Origin of the sequence: Rhizobium sp. CRRU65, from assembly GCF_048551595.1 — a bacterium.
In the GTDB taxonomy this organism is placed as follows: Bacteria; Pseudomonadota; Alphaproteobacteria; order Rhizobiales; family Rhizobiaceae; genus Rhizobium; species Rhizobium leguminosarum_J.
Map to the genome: position 1 here is coordinate 39,126 of NZ_JBLYZH010000017.1, position 21,797 is coordinate 60,922.

At 61.8% G+C, this 21,797-nt stretch carries 23 protein-coding genes; 13 read left to right on the forward strand and 10 right to left on the reverse strand.

Features of this window, described 5'->3' with window-relative positions; all coding sequences use genetic code 11:
* The first annotated feature begins 1 nt into the window (after window position 1).
* The 3 genes from ACM5SV_RS28345 to ACM5SV_RS28355 all read left to right on the forward strand — a co-directional run bounded on the left by ACM5SV_RS28345 (window position 2) and on the right by ACM5SV_RS28355 (window position 3,190).
* On the forward strand, window positions 2–1,168 hold the full coding sequence (locus ACM5SV_RS28345; protein WP_012758407.1) for an MFS transporter: 1,167 nt from the start codon (window positions 2–4) through the stop codon (window positions 1,166–1,168).
* 25 nt (window positions 1,169–1,193) lie between these two features.
* The gene (locus ACM5SV_RS28350) at window positions 1,194–2,318 is read left to right on the forward strand and encodes an alkene reductase (RefSeq protein WP_017994789.1); all 1,125 of its coding nucleotides are present in this window, start codon (window positions 1,194–1,196) and stop codon (window positions 2,316–2,318) included.
* A gap of 71 nt (window positions 2,319–2,389) precedes the next feature.
* The gene (locus ACM5SV_RS28355) at window positions 2,390–3,190 is read left to right on the forward strand and encodes an aminoglycoside phosphotransferase family protein (protein ID WP_113545274.1); all 801 of its coding nucleotides are present in this window, start codon (window positions 2,390–2,392) and stop codon (window positions 3,188–3,190) included.
* On the opposite strand, the gene ACM5SV_RS28360 is transcribed toward ACM5SV_RS28355, so the two are convergent.
* On the reverse strand, window positions 3,187–4,209 hold the full coding sequence (locus tag ACM5SV_RS28360; RefSeq protein WP_012758410.1) for an NAD(P)H-binding protein: 1,023 nt from the start codon (window positions 4,207–4,209) through the stop codon (window positions 3,187–3,189). The two genes, ACM5SV_RS28355 and ACM5SV_RS28360, sit on opposite strands and share 4 nt — an antisense overlap.
* A gap of 94 nt (window positions 4,210–4,303) precedes the next feature.
* Here ACM5SV_RS28360 and ACM5SV_RS28365 point away from each other — a divergent pair, with 94 nt between their 5' ends.
* Window positions 4,304–5,203, forward strand: coding sequence for a LysR family transcriptional regulator (locus ACM5SV_RS28365; protein WP_222014200.1), 900 nt, complete (start codon window positions 4,304–4,306; stop codon window positions 5,201–5,203).
* Window positions 5,204–5,311: 108 nt separating this feature from the next.
* Window positions 5,312–5,827, forward strand: a complete 516-nt coding sequence (locus ACM5SV_RS28370) for a GrpB family protein (RefSeq protein ID WP_012758412.1) — start codon at window positions 5,312–5,314, stop codon at window positions 5,825–5,827.
* Here ACM5SV_RS28370 and ACM5SV_RS28375 read toward each other — a convergent pair.
* A complete protein-coding gene (locus ACM5SV_RS28375; protein WP_012758413.1) occupies window positions 5,824–6,111 on the reverse strand; it encodes a DUF2188 domain-containing protein in 288 nt (95 codons plus the stop codon). The two genes, ACM5SV_RS28370 and ACM5SV_RS28375, sit on opposite strands and share 4 nt — an antisense overlap.
* A 231-nt stretch (window positions 6,112–6,342) precedes the next feature.
* Here ACM5SV_RS28375 and ACM5SV_RS28380 point away from each other — a divergent pair, with 231 nt between their 5' ends.
* Window positions 6,343–7,440, forward strand: a complete 1,098-nt coding sequence (locus ACM5SV_RS28380) for a calcium:proton antiporter (protein WP_222014201.1) — start codon at window positions 6,343–6,345, stop codon at window positions 7,438–7,440.
* Window positions 7,441–7,544: 104 nt separating this feature from the next.
* Here the strand turns inward: ACM5SV_RS28380 and ACM5SV_RS28385 are convergent, their stop codons facing one another.
* From ACM5SV_RS28385 to ACM5SV_RS28405, 5 genes are all read right to left on the reverse strand, one after another.
* A complete protein-coding gene (locus tag ACM5SV_RS28385; RefSeq protein WP_017994791.1) occupies window positions 7,545–8,414 on the reverse strand; it encodes a hypothetical protein in 870 nt (289 codons plus the stop codon).
* Between the two features lie 46 nt (window positions 8,415–8,460).
* The gene (locus tag ACM5SV_RS28390) at window positions 8,461–9,363 is read right to left on the reverse strand and encodes a glycosyltransferase family 8 protein (protein ID WP_017994792.1); all 903 of its coding nucleotides are present in this window, start codon (window positions 9,361–9,363) and stop codon (window positions 8,461–8,463) included.
* A 182-nt stretch (window positions 9,364–9,545) separates the two neighbouring features.
* Window positions 9,546–9,932, reverse strand: a complete 387-nt coding sequence (locus ACM5SV_RS28395; RefSeq protein WP_113545279.1) for a type II toxin-antitoxin system VapC family toxin — start codon at window positions 9,930–9,932, stop codon at window positions 9,546–9,548.
* 2 nt (window positions 9,933–9,934) lie between these two features.
* On the reverse strand, window positions 9,935–10,195 hold the full coding sequence (locus tag ACM5SV_RS28400) for a type II toxin-antitoxin system Phd/YefM family antitoxin (protein ID WP_011652922.1): 261 nt from the start codon (window positions 10,193–10,195) through the stop codon (window positions 9,935–9,937).
* A gap of 100 nt (window positions 10,196–10,295) precedes the next feature.
* Window positions 10,296–11,498, reverse strand: a complete 1,203-nt coding sequence (locus tag ACM5SV_RS28405; protein WP_012758419.1) for a pyridoxal phosphate-dependent aminotransferase — start codon at window positions 11,496–11,498, stop codon at window positions 10,296–10,298.
* Window positions 11,499–11,882: 384 nt separating this feature from the next.
* Here ACM5SV_RS28405 and ACM5SV_RS28410 point away from each other — a divergent pair, with 384 nt between their 5' ends.
* Genes ACM5SV_RS28410 through ACM5SV_RS28420 form a run of 3 tightly spaced genes read left to right on the forward strand, consistent with a single transcriptional unit; the run spans window position 11,883 to window position 16,223 of the window.
* Window positions 11,883–14,258, forward strand: a complete 2,376-nt coding sequence (locus tag ACM5SV_RS28410; protein WP_419425461.1) for a marine proteobacterial sortase target protein — start codon at window positions 11,883–11,885, stop codon at window positions 14,256–14,258.
* Entirely contained in the window at window positions 14,248–15,021 is a 774-nt protein-coding gene (locus ACM5SV_RS28415) for a class GN sortase (RefSeq protein WP_222014203.1), read from the forward strand. The genes ACM5SV_RS28410 and ACM5SV_RS28415 overlap by 11 nt, the downstream gene beginning before the upstream one ends.
* Before the next feature lie 59 nt (window positions 15,022–15,080).
* On the forward strand, window positions 15,081–16,223 hold the full coding sequence (locus ACM5SV_RS28420; protein WP_222014204.1) for a PQQ-dependent sugar dehydrogenase: 1,143 nt from the start codon (window positions 15,081–15,083) through the stop codon (window positions 16,221–16,223).
* Window positions 16,224–16,227: 4 nt separating this feature from the next.
* Here ACM5SV_RS28420 and ACM5SV_RS28425 read toward each other — a convergent pair whose 3' ends face one another.
* A complete protein-coding gene (locus ACM5SV_RS28425; RefSeq protein ID WP_222014205.1) occupies window positions 16,228–16,698 on the reverse strand; it encodes a DUF3052 domain-containing protein in 471 nt (156 codons plus the stop codon).
* 97 nt (window positions 16,699–16,795) lie between these two features.
* Between ACM5SV_RS28425 and ACM5SV_RS28430 the strand changes: the two genes are divergently transcribed.
* The 3 genes from ACM5SV_RS28430 (at window position 16,796) to ACM5SV_RS28440 (ending at window position 18,984) form a co-directional block, all read left to right on the forward strand.
* On the forward strand, window positions 16,796–17,686 hold the full coding sequence (locus ACM5SV_RS28430; protein ID WP_222014206.1) for a DMT family transporter: 891 nt from the start codon (window positions 16,796–16,798) through the stop codon (window positions 17,684–17,686).
* Window positions 17,687–18,172: 486 nt separating this feature from the next.
* Entirely contained in the window at window positions 18,173–18,388 is a 216-nt protein-coding gene (locus ACM5SV_RS28435; protein ID WP_003561293.1) for a cold-shock protein, read from the forward strand.
* A gap of 140 nt (window positions 18,389–18,528) precedes the next feature.
* Window positions 18,529–18,984 carry a BA14K family protein gene (locus tag ACM5SV_RS28440; RefSeq protein WP_017994798.1) on the forward strand — a complete coding sequence of 152 codons (456 nt, stop codon included), beginning with the start codon at window positions 18,529–18,531 and terminating at the stop codon, window positions 18,982–18,984.
* Window positions 18,985–19,044: 60 nt separating this feature from the next.
* Here ACM5SV_RS28440 and ACM5SV_RS28445 read toward each other — a convergent pair whose 3' ends face one another.
* The gene (locus ACM5SV_RS28445) at window positions 19,045–19,911 is read right to left on the reverse strand and encodes an oxidoreductase (RefSeq protein WP_222014207.1); all 867 of its coding nucleotides are present in this window, start codon (window positions 19,909–19,911) and stop codon (window positions 19,045–19,047) included.
* Window positions 19,912–19,945: 34 nt separating this feature from the next.
* On the opposite strand from ACM5SV_RS28445, the gene ACM5SV_RS28450 reads away from it, so the two are divergent.
* Window positions 19,946–20,407 carry a winged helix-turn-helix transcriptional regulator gene (locus tag ACM5SV_RS28450; RefSeq protein ID WP_222014208.1) on the forward strand — a complete coding sequence of 154 codons (462 nt, stop codon included), beginning with the start codon at window positions 19,946–19,948 and terminating at the stop codon, window positions 20,405–20,407.
* On the opposite strand, the gene ACM5SV_RS28455 is transcribed toward ACM5SV_RS28450, so the two are convergent.
* Complete coding sequence (locus ACM5SV_RS28455; protein WP_025395442.1) at window positions 20,404–21,780, reverse strand: ATP-binding protein; 1,377 nt, start codon at window positions 21,778–21,780, stop codon at window positions 20,404–20,406. The genes ACM5SV_RS28450 and ACM5SV_RS28455 overlap by 4 nt on opposite strands.
* Between the last annotated feature and the right edge of the window lie 17 nt (window positions 21,781–21,797).

Consider the following 21,797-nt stretch of genomic DNA (forward strand, 5'->3'; position numbering starts at 1 on the left):
AATGCCCCTCGCCCTCCTCGTTCTTGCCTTGAGCTCATTTGCGATAGGCACCACTGAATTCGTCATCATGGGTCTGTTGCCGGAGGTCGCCGCCGATCTCTCGGTCAGCATCCCGCAGGCCGGATGGCTGGTGACCGGTTATGCCCTGGCGGTCGCGATCGGCGCCCCTGTGATGGCGATTTCGACCGCGAAGTTGAAGCGCCGTACCGCCCTGATTGCGCTGATGGCCTTCTTCATCGCCGGCAACCTGCTGTGCGCTCTGGCGAGCGACTACTGGGTGCTGATGATCGCCCGTGTCGTGACAGCACTCTGCCACGGCGCCTTCTTCGGCATCGGCTCGGTGGTCGCCGCCGGCCTCGTCGCCGAAGACCGCAAGGCCCGAGCCGTCGCGCTGATGTTCACTGGCCTGACGCTCGCCAACGTTCTCGGCGTGCCGCTCGGCACCGCGATCGGTCAGGCCTATGGCTGGCGCGCCACCTTCGGCGTCGTCACCGTCATCGGTATCTTCACCATATCAGGCCTGATCGCCATCCTGCCCAGGGACAAGCAGCAAGAAAACGGCAGCATCCTGCGCGAGATTGCGGCACTCAGGAATGGCGGTCTGTGGCTAGCACTCTCCACCACCGTCTTCTTCGCCGCCTCTATGTTCACCCTCTTCACCTATATCGCGCCGCTGCTGCGCGACGTCACCGGCGTTTCGCCGGAAGGCGTCACCTGGACGCTGTTCCTGATCGGCCTCGGGCTGACCATCGGCAACCTCGTCGGCGGCAAGCTTGCCGATTGGCGGCTCGGCGCGACGCTAGCCGGGGTCTTTGCCGCGATCGCCATCACTTCGATCGCCTTCAGCTATACGAGCCGCTTCTTCATCCCGGCTGAAATCACCCTCTTCCTCTGGGCGATGGCAAGCTTTGCCGCCGTACCGGCGCTGCAAGTCGGCGTCGTCGGCTTCGGCAAGGACGCCCCGAACCTCGTCTCGACGATCAACATCGGCGCCTTCAACACCGGCAATGCGCTCGGCGCATGGGTGGGTGGCTTGGTCATCGACGCCGGCTTCGATCTGACCCGCGTTCCGCTCGCCGCGGCCTTGATGGCCCTGATCGGCCTCGGGGCGACGGCGCTCACCTATCTCTCCGCCAGGGGCCGGGCTGCCCTCGCCCCTGCCGAGTGATCCTCCCGCAAAAGAAAGGACCATCATGGCCAAGCTTTTCGAACCCACGAAAGTCGGCGACATATCCGTCAAGAACCGCATCGTCATGGCGCCACTCACCCGTAACCGCTCGCCGGGCGCAATCCCCAGCGACCTCAACGTCGAATATTACCGCCAGCGCGCCACATCAGGCCTGATCATCACCGAAGCAACCGCGATCACGCATCAGGGCCAGGGTTATGCTAACGTGCCTGGTCTCTACAGCAAAGAGGCTCTCGACGGCTGGAAGCGCGTGACCGACGCCGTTCACGCAGCCGGCGGCAAGATCGTCGTCCAGATGTGGCATGTCGGCCGTATCTCGCACACGACGCTGCAGCCGAACGACGGCAAGCCGGTTTCCTCGACCAACCGCATCGCCAAGGCCAAGACCTATCTGGTCAATGCCGACGGCACCGGCAGCTTTGCCGACACCTCCGAGCCGCGCGCGCTCGAAACCGCCGAAATCCCCGGCATCATCGAGGATTACCGCAAGGCTGCCCGGGCGGCGATCGACGCCGGCTTCGACGGTGTCGAGATCCACGGCGCCAACGGCTATCTGCTCGACCAGTTCATCCGCGACGGTATCAACGACCGCACAGACCAATATGGCGGCTCGATCGAAAATCGTACCCGTCTGACCTTCGAAGTCGTCGATGCCGTGGTCAAGGAAATCGGCGCCGGCCGCACTGCAATCCGCATCTCGCCGGTGACGCCATCAGGCGAAAGCTACGATTCCAATCCGCAAGCGACCTTCGCAAATGTCGTCGAAGGACTGGCCAAATACGATCTCGCCTATATCCATGTCATCGAAGGCCAGACCGGCGGCGACCGCGACTACAAGCAGGGCGACAATCCCGCCTTCGATTACAAAGCGCTGCGCCAGACCTATGAAAAGGCCGGCGGTAAGGCCGACTGGATGGTCAACAACGGCTACGATCGCAATCTGGCGATCGACGCCGTCGAAAGCGGTCGCGCCGATCTCGTCGCCTTCGGCAAGCCCTTCATCGCCAATCCCGATCTCGTCGAGCGCCTGGTACACAATCTGCCGCTCAACACGCCCGACCAGTCGACCTTCTATGGCGGCACCGGCAAGGGCTATATCGACTATCCCATTCTCGAAAAGGTCGCCTGACCTTCACGCGAACGCAAATCCCGCCGAAAGGCGGGATTTCCATCTTCGACGCGTTTTTGTAGGGTGCCGCCATGTTTGCTCCCTATCTTGATCGCTGGTCGCTGATATCAGACGGCGAGCCCATCATCACCCATTCCAGCCGCCTGCTGCCGGTCCTCTGGCAGGACAGACCTGCCATGCTGAAAGTGGCGGCCGATATCGACGAACGATACGGCGCGCTTCTGATGCAGTGGTGGGACGGTGACGGCGCAGCCTATGTCTATGCCCATGAAGGCGATGCCGTGCTGCTCGAAAGGGCGACGGGAAAACGCTCGCTGCTTGCCATGGCGATGAACGGCGCGGACGATGAGGCAAGCCGCATCCTCTGCCGCACCGCGGCCCGGCTGCATGCGCCGCGAGAAAAACCGCTTCCCGATCCCATCTCCCTTACCCGTTGGTTCCGTGATCTGGAGCCGGCAGCAGGCAAGCATGGCGGCACGCTTGCCGATTGCTCGGCGATAGCCAACGTCCTCCTTGCCGATCAGCGTGATCTCACCATCCTCCACGGCGACATCCACCACGACAATATCCTCGATTTCGAGGCGCGCGGCTGGCTGGCGATCGATCCCAAGCGGCTCCACGGCGAGCGAGGCTTCGATTTCGCCAATATCTTCGCCAACGAGGAACTGCCGACCATCACCGATCCCGCCCGTTTCCGCCGCCAGCTCGCCGTCGTCTCGGCGGAGGCGAAGCTGGAGCCGAAGCGGCTTTTGCAATGGATCGCCGCCTATTCTGGCCTTTCCGCTGCCTGGTTCCTCGGCGATCCGAACATTCAGCAGGCCGAGACGGCGTTGACGGTCGCCCGGATCGCCCTGGCCGAACTTCAGACCTAACCCGCGCTCTCAGGCAACTGCCTGATCAAGGCAGCGGTCGTCTCGCGATGCAGTTCGGGCAGGCAGCCAAGCGCCACGAGCGAGGCCCGAACCGCCTCGTCGATCGGTGTCTGCGGTTCCCTGCCGAGTTCAGCCGTAAGCCTGGCGTTCCGCATCCGCAGCGGCACCTTCCAGAGATAGCGCATCTCCTTGATCTCCCGCATCACAGGAACGAAAGGAGCGGCAAACGGCACGATCCACCAGGGAAAGCCACCGATCTTCGCCTTGCCGCCGGCAATGCGCTTGATCGCTTCGGCCATCTGCATGCCATCCGCATCCCAGAAGCCCTCCATGTGATAGACGGCGAAGTCCGGCAGCAGATCGGCCCGCTCGATGAGCTGGGCGATGGTTTCCGCCATGTCTGGCAGGTAGGTCCATTGATGACCGACACCGCGCCGACCTGGGTTCCTGATCGTGCCGACCGGCTTGCCTGGGGTCACGAGGCCAGACGAAAACCAGCTATTGGCCGTCGTGCCTGGGCCGAAGAAATCCCCCGCCCTGACAATGATGACGCCGGCACCGGACTGTGACGCCGCCTTCAGCCGCTTCTCCATTTCGACCCGGATCGCCCCCTTCTTCGTTACCGGATGCTGCGGGCTTTCTTCCGTCGGCGCCGGCAGGGCGTCGGGACCGAAATTATAGACGTTGCCCGGCAGCACGATGCGCACGCCGACAGCGCGAGCAGCCGCGATGGTATTGTCGAGCATCGGCAGCACCAGTGTTTCCCAGTCGCGGTAGCCGGGCGGATTGACGGCATGGACGATCAGGCTGACGCCTTCGGCCGCCCTCAGGACGTCACCGGCATTCATCGCATCGCCCTGCACCCATTCGAACGCCGGCTCGCTCCTCGACGCCTTGGCGACGTCACGGTTGAGCGCCCGGATGCTCCAGCCGCGCGCAAGCAGCTTGCGGGCAACCGCGCTGCCGATACCGCCGGTCGCGCCGAGAACGAGGGCGGTCGTCTTCATTTCGCTGCTCATGATAATCATCTCCTTCGATCGGATGAGAGGATCATGCCATCAGAATGGCATAAACGAAATTGACGAAAGAAATGTATCTACTATACAAAAATATATGAGCGTGGAACCGAGCTGGGATTTCTACCGCAGTTTTCTGACCGTGCTTCAGCAGGGGTCGCTTTCGGCCGCCGCCCGCGAACTGGGGCTGACGCAGCCGACCATAGGCCGCCATGTCGATGCACTGGAACTGGCGATCGGCGCCGAACTCTTCACCCGCTCACCGAACGGCCTGCTGCCGACCGACGCCGCACTGGCGCTGAAGCCCTATGCCGAGACGCTGGCTGCAACCGCGGCCGCGCTTTTGCGTACCGCATCCGGCCAGCGCGAGCACGTGGCAGGAACGGTCAGGGTCAGCGCCAGCGAGGTCATCGCCGTCGAAATGCTGCCGGCGATTCTCGGACCGCTACAGGAGACCTATCCCGAACTGCAGATCGAGCTCTCGGCATCCGATATGATCGAGGACCTGATGAATCGCGAGGCCGATATTGCCGTGCGCATGGCCGAACCGCGGCAGGCTGCACTCGTCGTGCGCCGCATCGGCGATATCCCCCTCGGCTTTCATGCTCATCGCCGCTATCTCGAACGACACGGCATTCCGCAAACCCTGGCTGACCTCACAAACCACCGGCTCATCGGCTTCGACCGGCAGACGGCCTATGTCCGCATGGCGATGAAACGCTATGCAGTGCCTGACATCAAATTCTCTTACCGGACCGACAGCAATCTTGCCCAACTCTCGGCGATCCGCGCCGGCGTCGGCATCGGTCTCTGCCAGATCGGACTTGCCCGGGGGAACCCTGACCTGGTGCACGTCCTGCCCGATGCCTTCGCCATTCCGCTCGGCACGTGGGTGGCGATGCATGAGAGCTTGAAGACTTCGCCGCGCTGCCGCGCCACTTTCGACGCGCTGGTCAAGGGCCTGCAGGACTATCATCGATATTCGACCAGTGCGTGACCGCGAAAATCGAAATCGATTTTCGGAAAGAATCATGCGCAAACTACAGAATAGCGGAGCGTTCTGAGCGCATCCTATCGGACGGGCGGCGCTCGAGCGGGACGGGAAATGAGAATACACAATCCGGTTGAACTCGTACCCAACGATCCGCAATGGCCGCAATCCTTCCGGCGAATCCGCAACAGGTTGCTGGCCTTGCTGCCGCAGGCGCTTTTCATCGATCACATCGGCAGCACATCCATACCGGGCATGATCGCCAAGCCGCTCATCGATATCGACATCGTTCTTCCCGGCCTCGAGCACATCGAGGACGCCACAGGCGTGCTTCTGGCCGAAGGCTACGAGCCACGCGGCAATCGCTATGACGACGAGGTCTGGGCGTTTCTATCGAAAGGTTCGGTGCCGGCAGAACGGGTCTACCTTTGCCCTTCCGGCAACGGCACGCATCGAAACAGGCTGGCTTTCCGGGATTATCTCATCGCACATCCACTGGCGGCGGCCGATTATGCCGCTCTCAAACGCAGGCTGGCGGCCGAATTCCGGATGGACGGCGACGGCTATACTGCGCATAAGCGCGAATTCGTCGATGCGATCGTCGCACGGGCATTGGCGGGAGATGGTTAGCTGCCGATGCCTTGCGAGGCCTCGGCCGGGCGATCCTTCCACTGGCCGTCCACCACCTCGGTTTCCGGCCTGTCGCCGCCTTCGGCATATTCCTCATGCCACTTGCCGTTCTCGTCCTGCCAACTGATCTCGGCGGAATCGCCGCCGACCTGCTGTTCGGCCGCGACGATGCGCGCAGCTTCAAGCGCGTCGGCATGGGTCGGGAATGCCTCGGAATAGACACCTCCCAGCCTGTAGGCCCAGCCGCCGTCATGCGGCACGACTTCGTAGACCACCTTGATCATGCATCCGTCTCCTCATCTTCTTGTTGCGCATTCGCACGCTTCCGGAAAAGATCCGGATCATCGCGGCCGCTTGACGAGAATTCGAGGACGCCGCGATCTGCTTTCCGGCCCCGATGAGGTTCAGTATTCCATTAAACGCCGAAGACTGCAAATGGCACTCGACCAGCACTTGCTTGATAGGCGAAATCAGTGACTTAGATAGAACGCATGAATCGGGACAGGAGCTAAGGCTTGAGGATCGCGTCACGCTTTAAAGAGGAAAAGTTTCTGGTCGCCGCACTTGTCGTTGCAGCGATCGCCTATCTCTTGGAACACGCGGTGATCGGGATGGGGCGCGGCGTCGCGCTGATTGCCGCCGCTGGCCTGGTCGGCACGATCGTGCTCGCCTCGATCCGCGTTGCCCATCATGCCGAGCTGATCGCCGTCAAGGTCGGCGATCCCTATGGCACGATGATCCTGACGCTCTCGGCCGTCGCCGTCGAAGTCATCATCCTCGCCATCATGATGAGCGGCGAAAGCTCGCCGACGCTGGTGCGCGACACGATCTATTCGGCCTTGATGCTGGATATCAACGGCATTCTCGGCCTGGCCGCCCTGCTCGGCGGTCTCAAGCACGGCGAACAGCCCTATAACGACAATTCCGGCAAGACCTATGGCGTGATGATCCTCACCGCCATGGGCATTTCGATGATCGTGCCGGAATTCGTGCCCAGCGACAAATGGCACTATTATTCCGCCTTCACCATCGTCGCAATGATCGCGCTTTATGGCCTCTTTCTGCGCATGCAGGTCGGCCAGCACAGCTATTTCTTCAGTTACAGCTATCCGCGCTCCGAACGGAAGAAAGAAAGTCCGGACGAGCATGGCCCCGACGAGTCGGCCGCGATCTCGATCGCCACCATTCTCGTCGGCGTCGTCATCATCGGCCTGCTCGCAGAGTTCATGGCCGCCTTCATGACCGAAGGCCTGCGCGACAGCGGTGCGCCGAGCGCCGTCACCGCCGTGGTCGTCGCAGCGATTTCGGCCGCCCCCGAAATCCTGACCGCGTTGAGGGCGGCACTCAGGAACCGCATGCAGGCGACGGTCAATATCGCCATGGGCGCCTCGCTGTCGACGGTCATCCTGACGGTGCCCGTCATGGAGGTGATCGCGCTCTATACCGGCCAGCCCTTCATCATGGCGATGACCCCGGTACAGACGGTGATGGTGGCTATCACGCTGATTGCCGCGGCGATCAACCTCAACGACGGCGAGACCAACGCCATCGAGGGCATGACGCATTTCATCCTCTTCGCCACCTTCGTCATGCTGACCGCGCTGGGGCTTTGAAGGCTTCGTCTTCCCGACAGGGGACGGAGAGCAGTTATCCGCACGCGTAACGTCAACTCACAGAGCAGCCTGACAGCCCACCTTTTGAGGAGAGCTTTCGACAGTCATTCCTTCGACTTTTCGAGGAAACGCTGCTTGCGGGTTTTCGGCTTGAAGCGCCGGAAGAAACCCTCGATGGCGCGGATGGATTTGGTGACGGACATGAGCCTGTCGATCTGGCTATTTGCGTTGTGGAGCCGCTCCGACAGGACTTCGGCCGCCGTCATCGCGATCTCGATTGGCGGCACCTGTGGAAACCGTCTGGCAATTGCCGCATAGGGGCTGGCATCCACGCCGCCCATCATCGAGATCGTGCCCATCCGTGCAAAGAGACGCAGGAAGATCTGCTCGAACGTCCAGTCGTGCACGTCGAAGACCTTCCACTTCTCGCTCCTCTTCGCCGAAAAACCGGCAAGCAGGACCTTGCCCGGCAGTTGCAACTCGGCGAGCCACAGCGCTACCGCAAAACCACTCGTCGCGATCTTGCCCACCGGATAGAGATCGACGAGCATTTTCGTCAGATCAAGGTGACGGGTTTCAGCGCCTTCGAAGCGGCCCTCCTCGCTGAAGTTTTCCTCCGGAGAGACTCGAATGTTGACGACGCCCAAAAAATCGTCGCCGGCAAAAAAGCGTAGGACTTCCGCCGCCTCGCGCCGGTGGACGATATTGGCGCCCATCACGCCGCTGCGGGCAAACAGCACCGCATGGCCGGCGAAGGGCTCGTCGAGCACCTTATAGACATTGTTGAAGAAGACGTAGAGCGCCGTCTCCGGCAATTCGCTTCGCAGCCGTTTGAAATCGACGGCCTCGCTGTTGGCCACCAGCACAATGTGGGAATAGTGCGACAACAGCGCTTTCCACGCCTCCGGCGTCGGAGAATTGAAGCCGCTATCCGAGGCGGCCATGGTCTGCGTGTCGCTGGGGATTGCTTCCATATCGGCTCACATGCACTTTCCAAGGACGATGCGCTCTGCCGCCCGACTAGCTGTTGCTGAAATAAGCGCGTGTTCGTGCCAGCCGCGCCAGCCCGCCGATCCGCTTTCCCAAATGCGAAAGGAACCCCGCCATCCGGCCCGTCATCGACGGCTGCCTGCAGAAGGAAGCCCACGGCGTATTGGCGAGATCCTCGACATAACGCTTGGCCATCCGGCGATGCACCCACGGCACAGTCGCCTGCCACGGTTTTTTCCGGCCGGTGAAATGGATGATCGCCGGCTGGCCGACGAAAGGCAGGAGGCCGGTCTGCGTGTTCCAGCGCGGGTCGAGCACCAGCCAGTCGCCATCGAAAGTGACGTTCAGCGCATCCTGGTCGTTATTCTCGAAAAGATACGACCGCTCCTCGAAAATCTCCCGTGTCCTGGCAAAAAGCCCCCTCGCCCGGCAGGCTGACCAGTCGAACAGCAGCACGCCGGCATTGAAATAACGACCACCCTCGCGCATGCCGATCTTCCGCTGCCGTGCACCGGCCTTCTCGGGAAAGGCCATGACATAATCGTCTATGGCGGCAAGCGCCTTGCCCTGCAAATCCATGGCGAAGAGGTCGTCGACCGGCGCAACCGCAAGCACATCGGCATCGAGATAGAGCAGCCGCTCGACATGATCGGGAATGTACAGATCCATGTAGAGCCGCGCCAGCGTCGCGCCCGACCAGCGGCCCCGCGCCTGCAGCGTATCCGGCGTATTGTAGGGCAGCACCTTGATTGTCATGCCGTGCAGGCGCGCGAAATTTCCGACCTCGGCGATCTCGTTCGGCTTGAGGTCGATGCCGAGAAGCAGAAATTCCACCGCAGGACCTGAGAGATTGCGCTTGACGGAAAGCAGGGTGCAGCAGGCGGCCGGCAGCATGTTGACATCCGAACAGACGATGACGGCACTCTGCTGCAAAATCCCGGCCTCCCGAAGCGGCAACTTAGACTTAATGCCGGATATCTAGTTGGTTTGATGCCAACCCGCAACCGCAGATCACCCGCCGGACCGTCACTCTGCGTCACGTTTTGAATCGGAATTCAACGACTTGCGAGGCAAAGCGGATTCAGATGAGGAGCATATTGAATCGGAACGTGAACTTAGAGCCGCAGCGCCAATGGATGATCGACGAGCAGTCGGTCGACTGTCGCAAGCTGCAGTCCCTCGACCTTGCACTGAGCGAGCAGCAAGCGATCGAAGGGATCGCGCGTCTCCGGTTCGGGGTCGGCGGCGGTGATGACGTGCGCGATATCGATGGGCAGGATCGTCAGCCCCGTGCCCTGCAGGTAGGCTGGAATAACGTCCAGGGTTAGTCCCGGCTGCAACTTGCCAAGTCGTGTCTTGATCGCGATTTCCCAAAGGCTCGCGACGCTGACGAAACCTTTGGTCGTAGCGTGCAAAAGCACGCGTTGGACATCAGGAAAACGGTCGGTCAACTTTCGTTGGACGATTGCGATGATCATATGCGTGTCGAGTAGCACACGCATGATCACGGCAGCGGTTTGAGAAGAAAATCTTCCGGCAAAGGATCGTCGAAGTCGTCGGCGATATACATCTCCGTCCGCGTGATACCCTTGGAACGAAGATAGGCTTCGCCGGCCTCCAGGTTCAAACCGCCGCGTTTTTGATGCGGCACGAGATCGAACACCGGCCGACCGTTGCGTGTCACGACAATGGTTTCACCTTCCTCGACCTCACGGGCGAGTTCGGTCAGGCGGTTCTTCGCATCACGGATCGAAACGGTCTTCATGACGGAAAATGTAGCTACATGCAGCCACATCGTCAACGCCGCCAACAAAAAAGGCCCGCCGTCGCCGGCAGGCCTTCGATTGGTGTTTTTGAAAACCCGCTTACTTGCAGGCGCCGCAGAAGCGCTGGATGCGGCGGCAGGCTTCCTCGAGCTGCTCTTCCGAAGTCGCGTAGGAGATGCGGAAATTCGGGCCGAGACCGAAGGCCGAACCGTGAACGACGGCAACGCCTTCCGTTTCCAGAAGCTCGGAAACGAAATCCTCGTCCGTCTCGATGACCTTGCCCGACGGAGCCGTCTTGCCGATCAGGCCGGCGCAGGACGGATAGACATAGAAGGCGCCTTCCGGCACCGGGCAGACAATGCCCTTGGCCTGGTTCAGCATCGAAACGACGAGATCGCGACGGCCTTCGAAGATCTTCTTGTTCGCAGGTATGAAGTCCTGCGTGCCGTTCAGCGCTTCGACAGCCGCCCACTGGGCGATCGACGTCGCACCCGAGGTCTGCTGCCCCTGGATCATGTCCATGGCCTTGATGAGCTGGATCGGGCCGGCCGCATAGCCGATACGCCAACCGGTCATCGCATAGGCCTTGGAGACGCCATTCATCGTCAGCGTGCGGTCGTAGAGCTTCGGCTCGACTTCCACAGGCGTGACGAACTTGAAGTCGCCATAGGTCAGGTGCTCGTACATGTCGTCGGTTAACACCCAGACCTGCGGATGCTTCATCAGCACGTCCGTCAGCGCTTTCAGCTCGGCCTGCGTATAGGCCGCCCCCGTCGGGTTGGACGGCGAGTTGAAGATGAACCACTTGGTCTTCGGCGTGATCGCCTTTTCGAGATCGGCCGCCTGGAGCTTGAAGTTATGCTCCTGGGTGGCCGAAACGAAAACCGGCGTGCCGCCGCACAGCGCCACCATCTCAGGATAGGAAACCCAGTAAGGCGCCGGGATGACGACTTCGTCGCCGGGGTTCAGCGTTGCCATGAAGGCGTTGAAAAGGATCTGCTTGCCGCCGGTGCCGACGATCGTCTGCTCCCAGGAATAGTCGAGGCCGTTCTCGCGCTTGAACTTGGCGGCGATCGCCTTGCGCAGCTCGGGAATGCCGGAAACCGGGGTATACTTCGTTTCGCCGCGGTTGATCGCGTCGATGGCGGCCGTCTTGATATTATCCGGCGTATCGAAATCCGGCTCACCCGCGCCGAGGCCGATGACGTCACGTCCTTTTGCTTTCAGCTCGCGCGCTTTCTGGGAGACGGCGATGGTGGCTGAAGGCTTCACACGGGAAAGAGCATCGGCAAGGAAAGCCATGATAACGGTCCTAATGGTTGAAACGGGCAGAAAGCCGGGACCGGAGTTCTGCGGTTAGCTCTATGTCCAATGTATGACGGCATTTCAAGCGGAAAGGCGTCATGATGGCATGATTCTTATTGATCGGTTCGCCGCGCCACCAGCCTGGCATGCCGTCCGCTTCGGAGAGGCTTGCGTCACGCGGTCGAAACGCCATGCGAAGATCTTGAATCAAACTCTGAAGCCATCCGGATTTATACCCTGAAATCAGTGGCATCGTCGAATTCGGCCATTGCCACGAATAAGCCGCAACAAATGCCGCGCCACGCCGCAATTCGGTCGCGAGCGCGCCGAGATCGAAGCCGCATCATCCGGCATCCGAAATTGGTTATTGAGGGTATGCCAATGTTTCTGGAAGATGAGTTTATCATAGGGCGCATTCGTGCGCGCCGAATTTCCGTTTCAGTCCTTGTTGCCGTCACCGCCTTTGCAGCCTGCATCGCCGCGATGCTGGCGCTTGCCTCCGCCGCCCGCGCCGCCGAGCCGCAGGCATCCGCACAGCTCGCAGCGCTTGTCCGGCCGAACGACGTCAATAGCGGCTCGCTGCTCTTTCCGTCGAAGGAGCCTGGCTTCTATGTCGAAGCGCCGCGGCTGAAGAGTGATGTCGCCATCGATGTCTCCGGCCCGATCGCCAGGGTGAAGGTGACGCAGCGCTTCCAGAATCCGAGCCAGGGTTGGGTCGAAGGCACCTACGTCTTCCCGCTGCCCGAAAATTCCGCCGTCGACGCGCTGAAAATGCAGATCGGCGAACGCTTCATCGAAGGCCAGATCAAGCCGCGCCAGGAGGCCCGCGAGATCTACGAGCAGGCCAAGGCCGAGGGCAAGAAGACGGCGTTGCTCGAACAGCAGCGGCCGAACATCTTCACCAACCAGGTCGCCAATATCGGTCCCGGCGAAACCATCGTCGTCCAGATCGAATACCAGCAGACCATCCACCAGTCGGGTGGCGAGTTCTCGCTGCGCTTCCCGATGGTCGTCGCCCCGCGCTACAATCCGGCGCCGATCGTCCAGACTGTCGAGTTCAACAACGGCGCCGGTTTTGCCACGCCGCGCGACCCGGTGGAAAACCGCGACAAGATCGCTGCCCCCGTGCTTGATCCGCGTGAGAACGCCAGGATCAATCCGGTTTCGCTGACCGTCGACCTCCGGGCTGGTTTCCCGCTCGGCGATGTCAAATCGTCCTTCCATGCGGTCGATATCAGCCAGGATGGCGACCAGGCGAGGACGATCAGCCTGAAGGCGGACACCGTTCCCGCCGACAAGGATTTCGAGCTCACCTGGAAGGCCGCCGCCGGCAAGATGCCGAGTGCCGGCCTCTTCCGCGAAGTGATTGATGGTAAGACCTATCTGCTTGCCTTCGTCACCCCGCCCACGGCCCCGGACACGGCAGTGCCGCCGGCAAAACGCGAGGTGGTCTTTGTCATCGACAATTCCGGCTCCATGTCCGGCCCGTCGATCGAGCAGGCCCGCCAGAGCCTGGCGCTTGCCATCTCCAAGCTGAACCCCGACGACCGCTTCAACGTCATCCGTTTCGACGATACGATGACTGACTATTTCAAGGGTCTCGTCACTGCCACCCCTGACAATCGCGAAAAGGCGATCGGCTATGTCAGAGGCCTGACCGCCGACGGCGGCACGGAAATGCTGCCTGCCTTGCAGGCTGCGCTGCGCAACCAGGGACCGGTCGCAAGCGGAGCGCTGCGCCAGGTCGTGTTCCTGACGGATGGCGCGATCGGCAACGAACAGCAGCTTTTCCAGGAAATCACCGCAAATCGCGGCGATGCCCGGGTCTTCACCGTCGGCATCGGTTCGGCGCCGAACACCTATTTCATGACCAAGGCCGCCGAGATGGGCCGCGGCACCTTCACGGCGATCGGCTCGACCGATCAGGTGGCAAGCCGCATGGGCGAGCTTTTCGCCAAGCTGCAGAACCCAGCCATGACCGATATCGCTGCCACCTTCGAAGGCATCAAAGCCGAAGATATCACGCCGAACCCGATGCCGGACCTCTATAGCGGTGAGCCCGTCGTGCTGACCGCGCAGTTGCCCGAGAACAATGCCGGCAAGCTGCAGATCATCGGCAAGACAGGCGACCAGCCCTGGCGCGTCGAGATGGATATCGCCAACGCCGCCGACGGCAGCGGCACTTCCAAGCTCTGGGCGCGCCGCAAGATCGACGATTTCGAGGCCCGCGCCTATGAGCGTCAGGATCCGGCCGCGCTCGACAAGGATATCGAGACGGTGGCGCTCGCCCATCACCTCGTCTCCCGCGTCACCAGCCTGGTCGCCGTCGATGTCACTCCGTCGCGCCCGGCCGATCAGCCGCTCGGCTCGGCCAAGCTGCCGCTCAACCTGCCGGATGGTTGGGACTTCGATAAAGTCTCCGGCGAAAACCCTGCCCCTCTTGGCGGCGCGGAGCGCCATGGCTCGGCTACGCCGGCAGGAAACGCCGGACCGGAGCAGGCCGAAACACAGGCACTTGTCGCCTCGCCTGAGATCGCAAACATGATGGCCGCAGCCCCGACTGCCAAGGCGGCCACCATGATCGCGCAGAAGAGCTCGACCGTGACCCTGCCGCAGACGGCGACGCGCGCCGACGAGCAGATCATCCGCGGGCTTACCATGCTGCTCCTGGCGCTGACGGCGGCAAGCGGGCTGGCCGTCTGGCGGCGGCGCCTCAAGCGCATTATCACGGTCGGAGCCAAGCGCGATGGTCTCTAGGCTCTCTGCAAGCCAGAACGAGGAGGCGGCCGAATTCGAGCCGCTTCCGACCTATCTGGAACTCGCCATGGCCGCCGCCACGGCCTATGACAGGCCGAAGCCTCGCAAGCGGAAGGGGTTCTTCCTCTGGCGTCTTTCCTCGATCGAAAAGGCGATCGCCTTTGCCATCGCCGGCCTTGCCTTTTATGGCTTGGCACTGATCGGCGACGGTTTCCTGCTGAAGGCGAAAGCGGAGCTCTCCCAGATCCTACTGAAACGCGCCTTCGCCGCGGAGTTGCAGGGGAAGGAGACAAAACCCTGGCCCTGGGCGGATTTCACCACGGAGGCCAAGGTGCGCGCGCCGCGCCTCGGCAAGGAGGCGATCGTGCTCTCCGGCGCCTCTGGCGAGGCTCTGGCCTTCGGTCCGGCCTGGCTCGTCAACACCCCGCAGCCCGGCGAGGAAGGCACCTCCGTCATTGCCGCCCATCGCGACACGCATTTCCGCTGGCTGCAATACATAAAGCCCGGCGATACGATCGAGGTCACCCGCCGCGACGGCAAACTATTGACCTTCAAGGCCGGCGAGGGCCGCATCGCCCCGTGGGATGCCAACGGCATCGATCCCTCCTCCGATGGCCACCGCCTGGTGCTGACCACCTGCTGGCCCTTCAATGCCACCGAACGCGGGCCGCTACGCTACATCCTTGAGGCAGAATTGGTCGACGACCAGGCGACGGGCTCGGTTCAACCGGTAAACACAAAGCCGTTATTGCAGGTCGAATGAGGGTTGAAGCCCTTCCCTGCACGCTCCACGTTCCACATGGAGAAACGACGGGGAGCAAGATGAAGAGAATATCCGCCTTCCATTTCGCCTCAGCGCTGGTCCTGTTCGGCGCCATGTCCGCGGATGCGGCCGACATCGTCAACACGCAGGATCTCGCGGTCCGTGTCGACAAGCTCGCCGACGGCCTCCAACATCCCTGGGCGGTCGAAGTGTTGCCCGACGGGGCCTATCTCGTCACCGAGCGGCCGGGCCGCATGCGCGTCGTCCGCGACGGCAAGGTTTCCGAGCCGATCGGCGGCGTACCCAAGGTCAGCGCTCGTGGTCAGGGCGGCCTGATGGACGTGGCGCTCGCGCCGGACTTTGCGAAATCTCGCAAGCTCTATTTCACCGCCGCCATCGCCAACAGCCAGGGCTCCGGCACCGAAGCCTTCAGCGCCACGCTTTCCACTGACGAGAAGACACTCGACGCCGTGACGCCTATCTTCAGCATGCGGCGCTTCACGTCAGGCAATATCCAGTACGGCTCGCGCATTGCGATTGCTCCCGACGGCTCGCTGTTCATCAGCGTCGGCGACCGCGGCAACCGCGACCGCTCGCAAGACTGGCAGGACGATGCCGGCTCGATCATCCACATCAACGCCGATGGCAGCATTCCTGCCGACAATCCATTCAAGGAAGGCGGCAAGGCGCTGCCGGAAATCTGGTCGAAAGGTCACCGCAACCCGCAGGGCATCACCTTCGACGCCAAGGATGGCAAGCTCTATACCGTCGAACACGGTGCGCGCGGCGGCGACGAGATCAACCAGCCCGAGGCCGGCAAGAATTACGGCTGGCCGATCATCACCTATGGCCGAGACTATTCGGGCGCCGAGATCGGCGAAGGCACCGCCAAGGAAGGGCTGGAACAGCCGCTGCATTATTGGGATCCTTCGATCGCGCCCGGCGCCCTCGTCGTCTATCGCGGTGCCATGTTTCCGGAGTGGGACGGCAATTTCCTCGTCGCGGCACTGAAGTTCCAGCTGCTCTCGCGCATGCAGCGCGACGACGGCGGCGCCTTCGTCACCGAAGAGCGCCTGTTCGAGGGCGAATACGGCCGCACCCGCGACGTCGTCGTCGCACCCGACGGCGCCCTGCTGCTGGTGACGGATGAGGACAACGGCGCGCTGCTCAGGATATCCAGAGCGCAAGCGCGCAACGGCTGAGAGGTCATAACGAGCCGCGCAGTTCCTTGCGAATGACGAATTTCAACCCGGACCACACCTCGTCGACGGCGCAGACCTTGACGTCGACGAGACCGGTTGGAAGCAGAACCTCCCGCAGCACATCCTCGGTGATATCGGTCGAAACCCGTGAACTCTTCTTCGGCCAGGAGATCCAGACCATCCCGTCCGGTCTCAGCACGAGAAAAAGCGCGGGCGCGATGGCCTCCAGCGCCGCCCGTTCTATCGTGAACAGATGCACATAGTCGAATGCAGGTTGAGGCGTCTCGGGAAGCGTGTGGACGACCGAAGCAAAACCGTCGAAACCATTGATCTCGCCGATCGTTTCGGGAATGCCGAGAAGTGCGGCTGCCTGCCCCTCTGCAAGGCCGAGTTTCCTCGCGAGCGGCGTGCCGGAATAGCCTGCCGTCCTAGGCGCCACCACATCGCCGCGCGGCCTCCGCTCTTCGCCTCGCATGCTCACCTCCGTCAACCGGCACGAAGTCTTCACCCTTGCCGAAAGGAAACGCAACTGCTAACCGCTTGGGCACATCTCCCTTCCCCTCGAGGACGACATGACGCGCGTTCAGGCGAACCTCCTCCTATTGCTTGCAGCCGCCATCTGGGGCGGCGGCTTCGTCGCGCAGTCGACGGCGATGAAGGCGATCGGCCCCTTCTGGTTCATCGGCCTGCGGTTTGCCGTTGCCACGCTGGCAGTACTGCCCTTCGTCCTTTTTGAAGCGCGCAAGGCAAAGGAAAAGACCAGCGCACGCCATGCCAAGCTCTATATCCTGATCGGCCTAGCCCTTTTCGGCGGCGCAGCCACGCAACAGGTCGGCCTGCAGACGACGACGGTGACGAATTCCAGCTTCATCACCGGCCTCTATGTCGTCTTCGTACCTGTTATCGCCGTGCTCTTCCTGCGCCGCGCCCCGCATTGGATCATCTGGCCGGGCGCGCTGATGGCGGTCACCGGCATCTATCTCCTGTCCGGCGGCCATCTCTCGGCGCTGACACCTGGCGATCTGCTGACCGTCGTCTGTGCCGTCTTCTGGGCGATCCAGATCACCCTTGCCGGCACCACCGTTTCGGAGACAGGAAGGCCGCTTGCGCTCTCCGCCACGCAATTTGCCGTCACCGCAGTCTGTGCGCTGGCCGTTGCCGCAGCCGTCGAACCTGTTAGCCTTTCGGCGATACGGGCCGCTGCGCCGGAGATCCTTTATGTCGGCATCTTCTCCTCGGGCGTGGCTTTCGTGCTGCAGGTGATCGCCCAGCGCTACACCACGCCCTCGCAGGCCGCGATCTTTCTTTCTTCCGAAGCACTCTTCGGTGCCTCGCTTGCCGCACTTCTGCTCGGCGAGACGATGCCGGTAACAGGTTATGCAGGTTGCGCACTAATGTTTATCGCTATGCTTGTGGTCGAGCTCGTGCCCGGATTGACCCGCCGACGCCTGCCAGCCACGTGAACACGCGTCCAAATATGGGTGAGTCACACATCGGAAAAAAAATTATCGGATGCGGGAGACGCGTTCACGTTGCATTTTTGGGAAAATCTGCTCGGAATTTATATTGCAGACAATATAAAACGTTAATCATTCCCTATCGGCGAAGGAAATTTTGCGTTTTTGCGCAAATTGGATATCGGCAGGGATGTGCCAGGAACGACACGTTAAAAAACTTTTGCTTGCCAAAGTCCTTTAAACGCAGCACTCTCAGCGTGTTCGGGCATTTTGCGAGCATGGGAAGTCCTTAAGTATTTGCGCGCCGGGAACGCTAATATCCCGGTCAGCCGGTTCCGAAAATGGCGGGCGAAAGTCCTGCCTGGAACAGGTCGAGGTAGAGGGGACCTTTTTCTCAAATTTCAAGAATTGCCTGCCAACACCTCCCGCAAGGAGGGCAATGCTATGATGCTGCCCGTGTGGATGGCGGGCAGAGAGAAAAGGACCTGAGGCATGGCAGAGACTGGCACTGTAAAATTCTTCAATACCGACAAAGGCTTCGGCTTCATCAAGCCGGACCGGGGCGGCGCCGATATCTTCGTTCACATTTCTGCCGTTCAGGCCTCCGGCCTGGCCGGTCTGACGGAAAACCAGAAGGTAAGCTTCGACACGGAGCCGGATCGCCGCGGCAAGGGCCCGAAGGCCGTCAATCTGCAGATTGCGGGCTGAACCCTTAACAAGGCTGGCGAATTCGAGTTGAAGCCCGGCAGCAATGCCGGGTTTTGTCGTTCAGCCTTGGTTCAGCTACAAATCTCTACGACTGTGACCATCGAGAAAGGAACCGGCGTTCGGTTCCCGGGATTAGGATTATGATGATGAACAGGCTCGCCAAGACCCTTCTGCTGACGGCAACCGCTGCCGCACTCACGCTTTCCGCCATCGGTGAAGCGTCGGCCCGCGACCGCCACTGGCGCCATGGCAATCACGGCAACAACGATGCGTGGGTCGGCGGCGCCGTCGGCCTTGCCACCGGGCTGATCGTCGGTTCGGCCATCGCCAATGCCAATAACGGTCCGGTTTACGAAGAGCGCCGTTACATCGACCCAGCCTACGAGCCGGATTACTACGAGCCCGCTCCGGTCTATCGCGCGCCGCGCCGCGTCTATGTCGATCAGCCGGAATATTACGCGCCGGTCCGCACGGCGGTAGAGCCCTGGTCGCCGCAATGGCAGCGTTACTGCTCCTACCGCTACCGCTCCTTCGATCCGCGCAGCGGCACCTATATCGGCAATGACGGCCGCAGCCACTTCTGCACCGCCGGCTGATCTCCCGATATCCTCAATGCCAAGCGCCGCTTCTCAGCGGCGCTTTTGTTTTGGCCTGCGTCAGCCGGCCTTCTTTTCCCAGGGCATGGACTCGCCCTCGGCGTCAAAATCGGTCGAGACGCTCACGGTGCGCCACATCCGATCGGCTTCGATACGCGCCGCATCCGCCTTTTCGACATTGTGGACCGCATCGCTGCCGAGCAGCAGCCGGAACGGCGGCTCGTCGAGACCGGCGATGTGGATGACGACCGCAGCCGCTTTGGCAGGATCGCCGGGCTGGCGACCATCATATTCACGCTGGAAGCGCACCGTGGCGCCGACCGTCTCCGCATAGTCCTGCCGCCCTTCGGCAAGCACCGTCGAGGAGCCGGCGAAATCGGTCCTGAAGCCGCCGGGCTCGATCACCGTCACCTTGATCCCGAATGGCGCGACCTCCTTCGACAGCACCTCGGAAAAGCCCTCGACACCGAATTTCGCCGCCGAATAGGCGCCGCGGCCGGCAGGTCCGATCCGGCCGCCGACAGACGAGAACTGGATGATGTGCCCCGCCCCCTGCCCGCGCATCAGGGCGATGACTGCCTTGGTCATGATGATCGTGCCGAAGAGGTTGGTGTCGATCTGGGCCCGGAAATCGTCAAGGCTGGTATCCTCGATCGAGCCGACATTGCCGTAGCCGGCATTGTTGACAAGCACGTCGATGCGCCCGAACCGCTTCACACCAGCCTTGACTGCCGCGGCTGCCGCCGCCTCGTCGGTCACGTCAAGCGCCAGCGTCAGCACCTGATCGCCATACCGTTCGGAAAGATCGGCAAGCTGGCCGGGATCGCGCGCCGTCGCCACAAGATTGTCGCCGGCGGCCAATACCGCCTCCGCCAGCGCCCGGCCGAGACCGCGCGAACTCCCTGTTATCAACCAGACTCTGAACATCGGAAACCCTCCTTCTTTGGTTCCCGGTTCATGTATGGTCTATTGTATCCGATCGAAAGAAGGTACCCAGACGATCTATACACACCTTGAGGTAACTGACGTGAGCAGTGACATGTTCGATTTCTGCAGCAGCATGACGGACGAACAGGATGCGCGGGCCCGTGAACTGATCGAACGGGCGGCGGCGAAATGGCCGCTGCGCATCCTGCATGTGCTCTCCGATGCCGGCGCTCCCCTGCGCTTCTCACGCCTTATGGAGAGGGTCGAGGGCATCAGCCAGAAAGTACTGACGCAGACGCTGCGCACCCTCGAAAGGGATGGCCTCGTCATCCGCACGCTTTATCCCCAAGTGCCGCCGCGCGTCGAATACGAGTTGACGCCGCTCGGACGCGATCTCCTCATGCAGGTCGCCGCGCTCTGGCGCTGGATCGTCGAACACCTCGACGATTTCGATGCGCGCAAAGCCGTCAAGCTGGCGGCTACCGCCAACGCTTAAGCCGGGATGCGGATCGTCGCCCTCAGCCCGCCGAGCGGGCTGTCACTGAGCGTAACGTTACCGCCGTGGCTACGGGCAATGTCGCGGGCGATCGCAAGGCCGAGCCCGGTGCCTGATGCATCGAGGTTGCGTGCCGTATCCAGCCGGAAGAACGGCTTGAACACATCCTCACGGTTCTTTTCGGGAATGCCAGGCCCGTCATCGTCGAAGATGACGGTGAGCCATTTGGCATTGTGCTTGGCCTCGATGTCGAGCCTATCGGCATACCGGCGCGCGTTCGAGGCAAGGTTGGTGACGAGACGCATGAAGGCGTTCGGCCTGACGGAGATATCGTCATCGCCTTCGATCGAATAGCTGAATTTTTTGCCGTGCAGGGCGAAATCGGATTCCAGCTTCGCGAAGATCTCACTGAGTTTCAGCTCGCCGACATCCTCTTCGACCTCGCCGCGTGCAAAGGCCATGTAGGCCTCCAGCATGGTCTGCATGTCGTTGACGTCGTCGTTCAGCCCATGCAGGTCGGGATTGTCGCCGGCCAGCGCCAGCTGCAGCTTGAAGCGGGTGAGGATGGTGCGCAGATCATGGCTGACGCCGGAGAGCATCGCGGTGCGCTGCTCGATCTGCCGTTCGATTCGCTCGCGCATCAAAATGAAGGCAAGACCGGCGCGCCTGACCTCGTCGGCGCCGCGCGGGTAGAAATTATCGGGCTTCTGCCCCTTGCCGAAACTTTCGGCCGCGCGCGCCAAGGTCAGGATCGGCCGGATCTGCCCGCGCAGGAAGAGGATCGAGATGCCGATCAGCACCAGCGAGGTGCCGACCATCCAGACGATGAAGATATGCGTGTTCGAGGCATAGGTCTGGCTGCGTTTGGTCAGCACCCGCAGGATCTTGTTGTCCAGTTTGATGCGGATCTCGACGAGGTTCGAGTTGCCGACCGTGTCGATCCAGAAAGGCCGATGGATCTCGTCGGTGATCTCGTCGCTGAGGATGCCGTCGAGGATCGAGAAGAACGGCTTGACGCGCGGTGGCGGCAGGTCGCCGTCCGGCTCGATCGAGATCTGCAGGCTGAGCTGGTCGCGGGCAATGCGGATGATCTCGCTATAGTCCGAATTCTGCGGATAGGTCTCGATGATCTCGATGATCGCGGCGATGTCACGGGTGACCGCAAGCGACAGCCGCTCCGTCACCATCTGCCAGTGGCGCTCCATGAAGACGGCGGCGACGACGGATTGCAGAAGCACCATCGGAATGATGATGATCAGCAGCGAGCGCGCGTAAAGTCCGGTCGGCAGCCGCCGACGCAACCAGCGGACGATCGAGCGCCAGCCCGGCGCAGAAGTGCGGTCTTCCCGCCGCAAGCTGTCGATCGTCACCATCAGCGCCGGTCCCGAAC

What these genes read in the sequence shown, in the direction of transcription:
- ACM5SV_RS28425 (WP_222014205.1), bottom strand. Translation starts at nt 16,698, where the DNA reads ATGCGAGGCGAAGAGCGGAGGCCGCGCGGCGATGTGGTGGCGCCTAGG.
- ACM5SV_RS28400 (WP_011652922.1), bottom strand. Translation starts at nt 10,195, where the DNA reads ATGAAGACCGTTTCGATCCGTGATGCGAAGAACCGCCTGACCGAACTC.
- ACM5SV_RS28430 (WP_222014206.1), top strand. Translation starts at nt 16,796, where the DNA reads ATGACGCGCGTTCAGGCGAACCTCCTCCTATTGCTTGCAGCCGCCATC.
- ACM5SV_RS28445 (WP_222014207.1), bottom strand. Translation starts at nt 19,911, where the DNA reads ATGTTCAGAGTCTGGTTGATAACAGGGAGTTCGCGCGGTCTCGGCCGG.
- ACM5SV_RS28405 (WP_012758419.1), bottom strand. Translation starts at nt 11,498, where the DNA reads ATGGCTTTCCTTGCCGATGCTCTTTCCCGTGTGAAGCCTTCAGCCACC.
- ACM5SV_RS28455 (WP_025395442.1), bottom strand. Translation starts at nt 21,780, where the DNA reads ATGGTGACGATCGACAGCTTGCGGCGGGAAGACCGCACTTCTGCGCCG.
- ACM5SV_RS28385 (WP_017994791.1), bottom strand. Translation starts at nt 8,414, where the DNA reads ATGGAAGCAATCCCCAGCGACACGCAGACCATGGCCGCCTCGGATAGC.
- ACM5SV_RS28355 (WP_113545274.1), top strand. Translation starts at nt 2,390, where the DNA reads ATGTTTGCTCCCTATCTTGATCGCTGGTCGCTGATATCAGACGGCGAG.
- ACM5SV_RS28435 (WP_003561293.1), top strand. Translation starts at nt 18,173, where the DNA reads ATGGCAGAGACTGGCACTGTAAAATTCTTCAATACCGACAAAGGCTTC.
- ACM5SV_RS28420 (WP_222014204.1), top strand. Translation starts at nt 15,081, where the DNA reads ATGAAGAGAATATCCGCCTTCCATTTCGCCTCAGCGCTGGTCCTGTTC.
- ACM5SV_RS28345 (WP_012758407.1), top strand. Translation starts at nt 2, where the DNA reads ATGCCCCTCGCCCTCCTCGTTCTTGCCTTGAGCTCATTTGCGATAGGC.
- ACM5SV_RS28350 (WP_017994789.1), top strand. Translation starts at nt 1,194, where the DNA reads ATGGCCAAGCTTTTCGAACCCACGAAAGTCGGCGACATATCCGTCAAG.
- ACM5SV_RS28440 (WP_017994798.1), top strand. Translation starts at nt 18,529, where the DNA reads ATGATGATGAACAGGCTCGCCAAGACCCTTCTGCTGACGGCAACCGCT.
- ACM5SV_RS28375 (WP_012758413.1), bottom strand. Translation starts at nt 6,111, where the DNA reads ATGATCAAGGTGGTCTACGAAGTCGTGCCGCATGACGGCGGCTGGGCC.
- ACM5SV_RS28360 (WP_012758410.1), bottom strand. Translation starts at nt 4,209, where the DNA reads ATGAGCAGCGAAATGAAGACGACCGCCCTCGTTCTCGGCGCGACCGGC.
- ACM5SV_RS28450 (WP_222014208.1), top strand. Translation starts at nt 19,946, where the DNA reads ATGGTCTATTGTATCCGATCGAAAGAAGGTACCCAGACGATCTATACA.
- ACM5SV_RS28370 (WP_012758412.1), top strand. Translation starts at nt 5,312, where the DNA reads ATGAGAATACACAATCCGGTTGAACTCGTACCCAACGATCCGCAATGG.
- ACM5SV_RS28365 (WP_222014200.1), top strand. Translation starts at nt 4,304, where the DNA reads ATGAGCGTGGAACCGAGCTGGGATTTCTACCGCAGTTTTCTGACCGTG.
- ACM5SV_RS28415 (WP_222014203.1), top strand. Translation starts at nt 14,248, where the DNA reads ATGGTCTCTAGGCTCTCTGCAAGCCAGAACGAGGAGGCGGCCGAATTC.
- ACM5SV_RS28395 (WP_113545279.1), bottom strand. Translation starts at nt 9,932, where the DNA reads ATGCGTGTGCTACTCGACACGCATATGATCATCGCAATCGTCCAACGA.
- ACM5SV_RS28410 (WP_419425461.1), top strand. Translation starts at nt 11,883, where the DNA reads ATGTTTCTGGAAGATGAGTTTATCATAGGGCGCATTCGTGCGCGCCGA.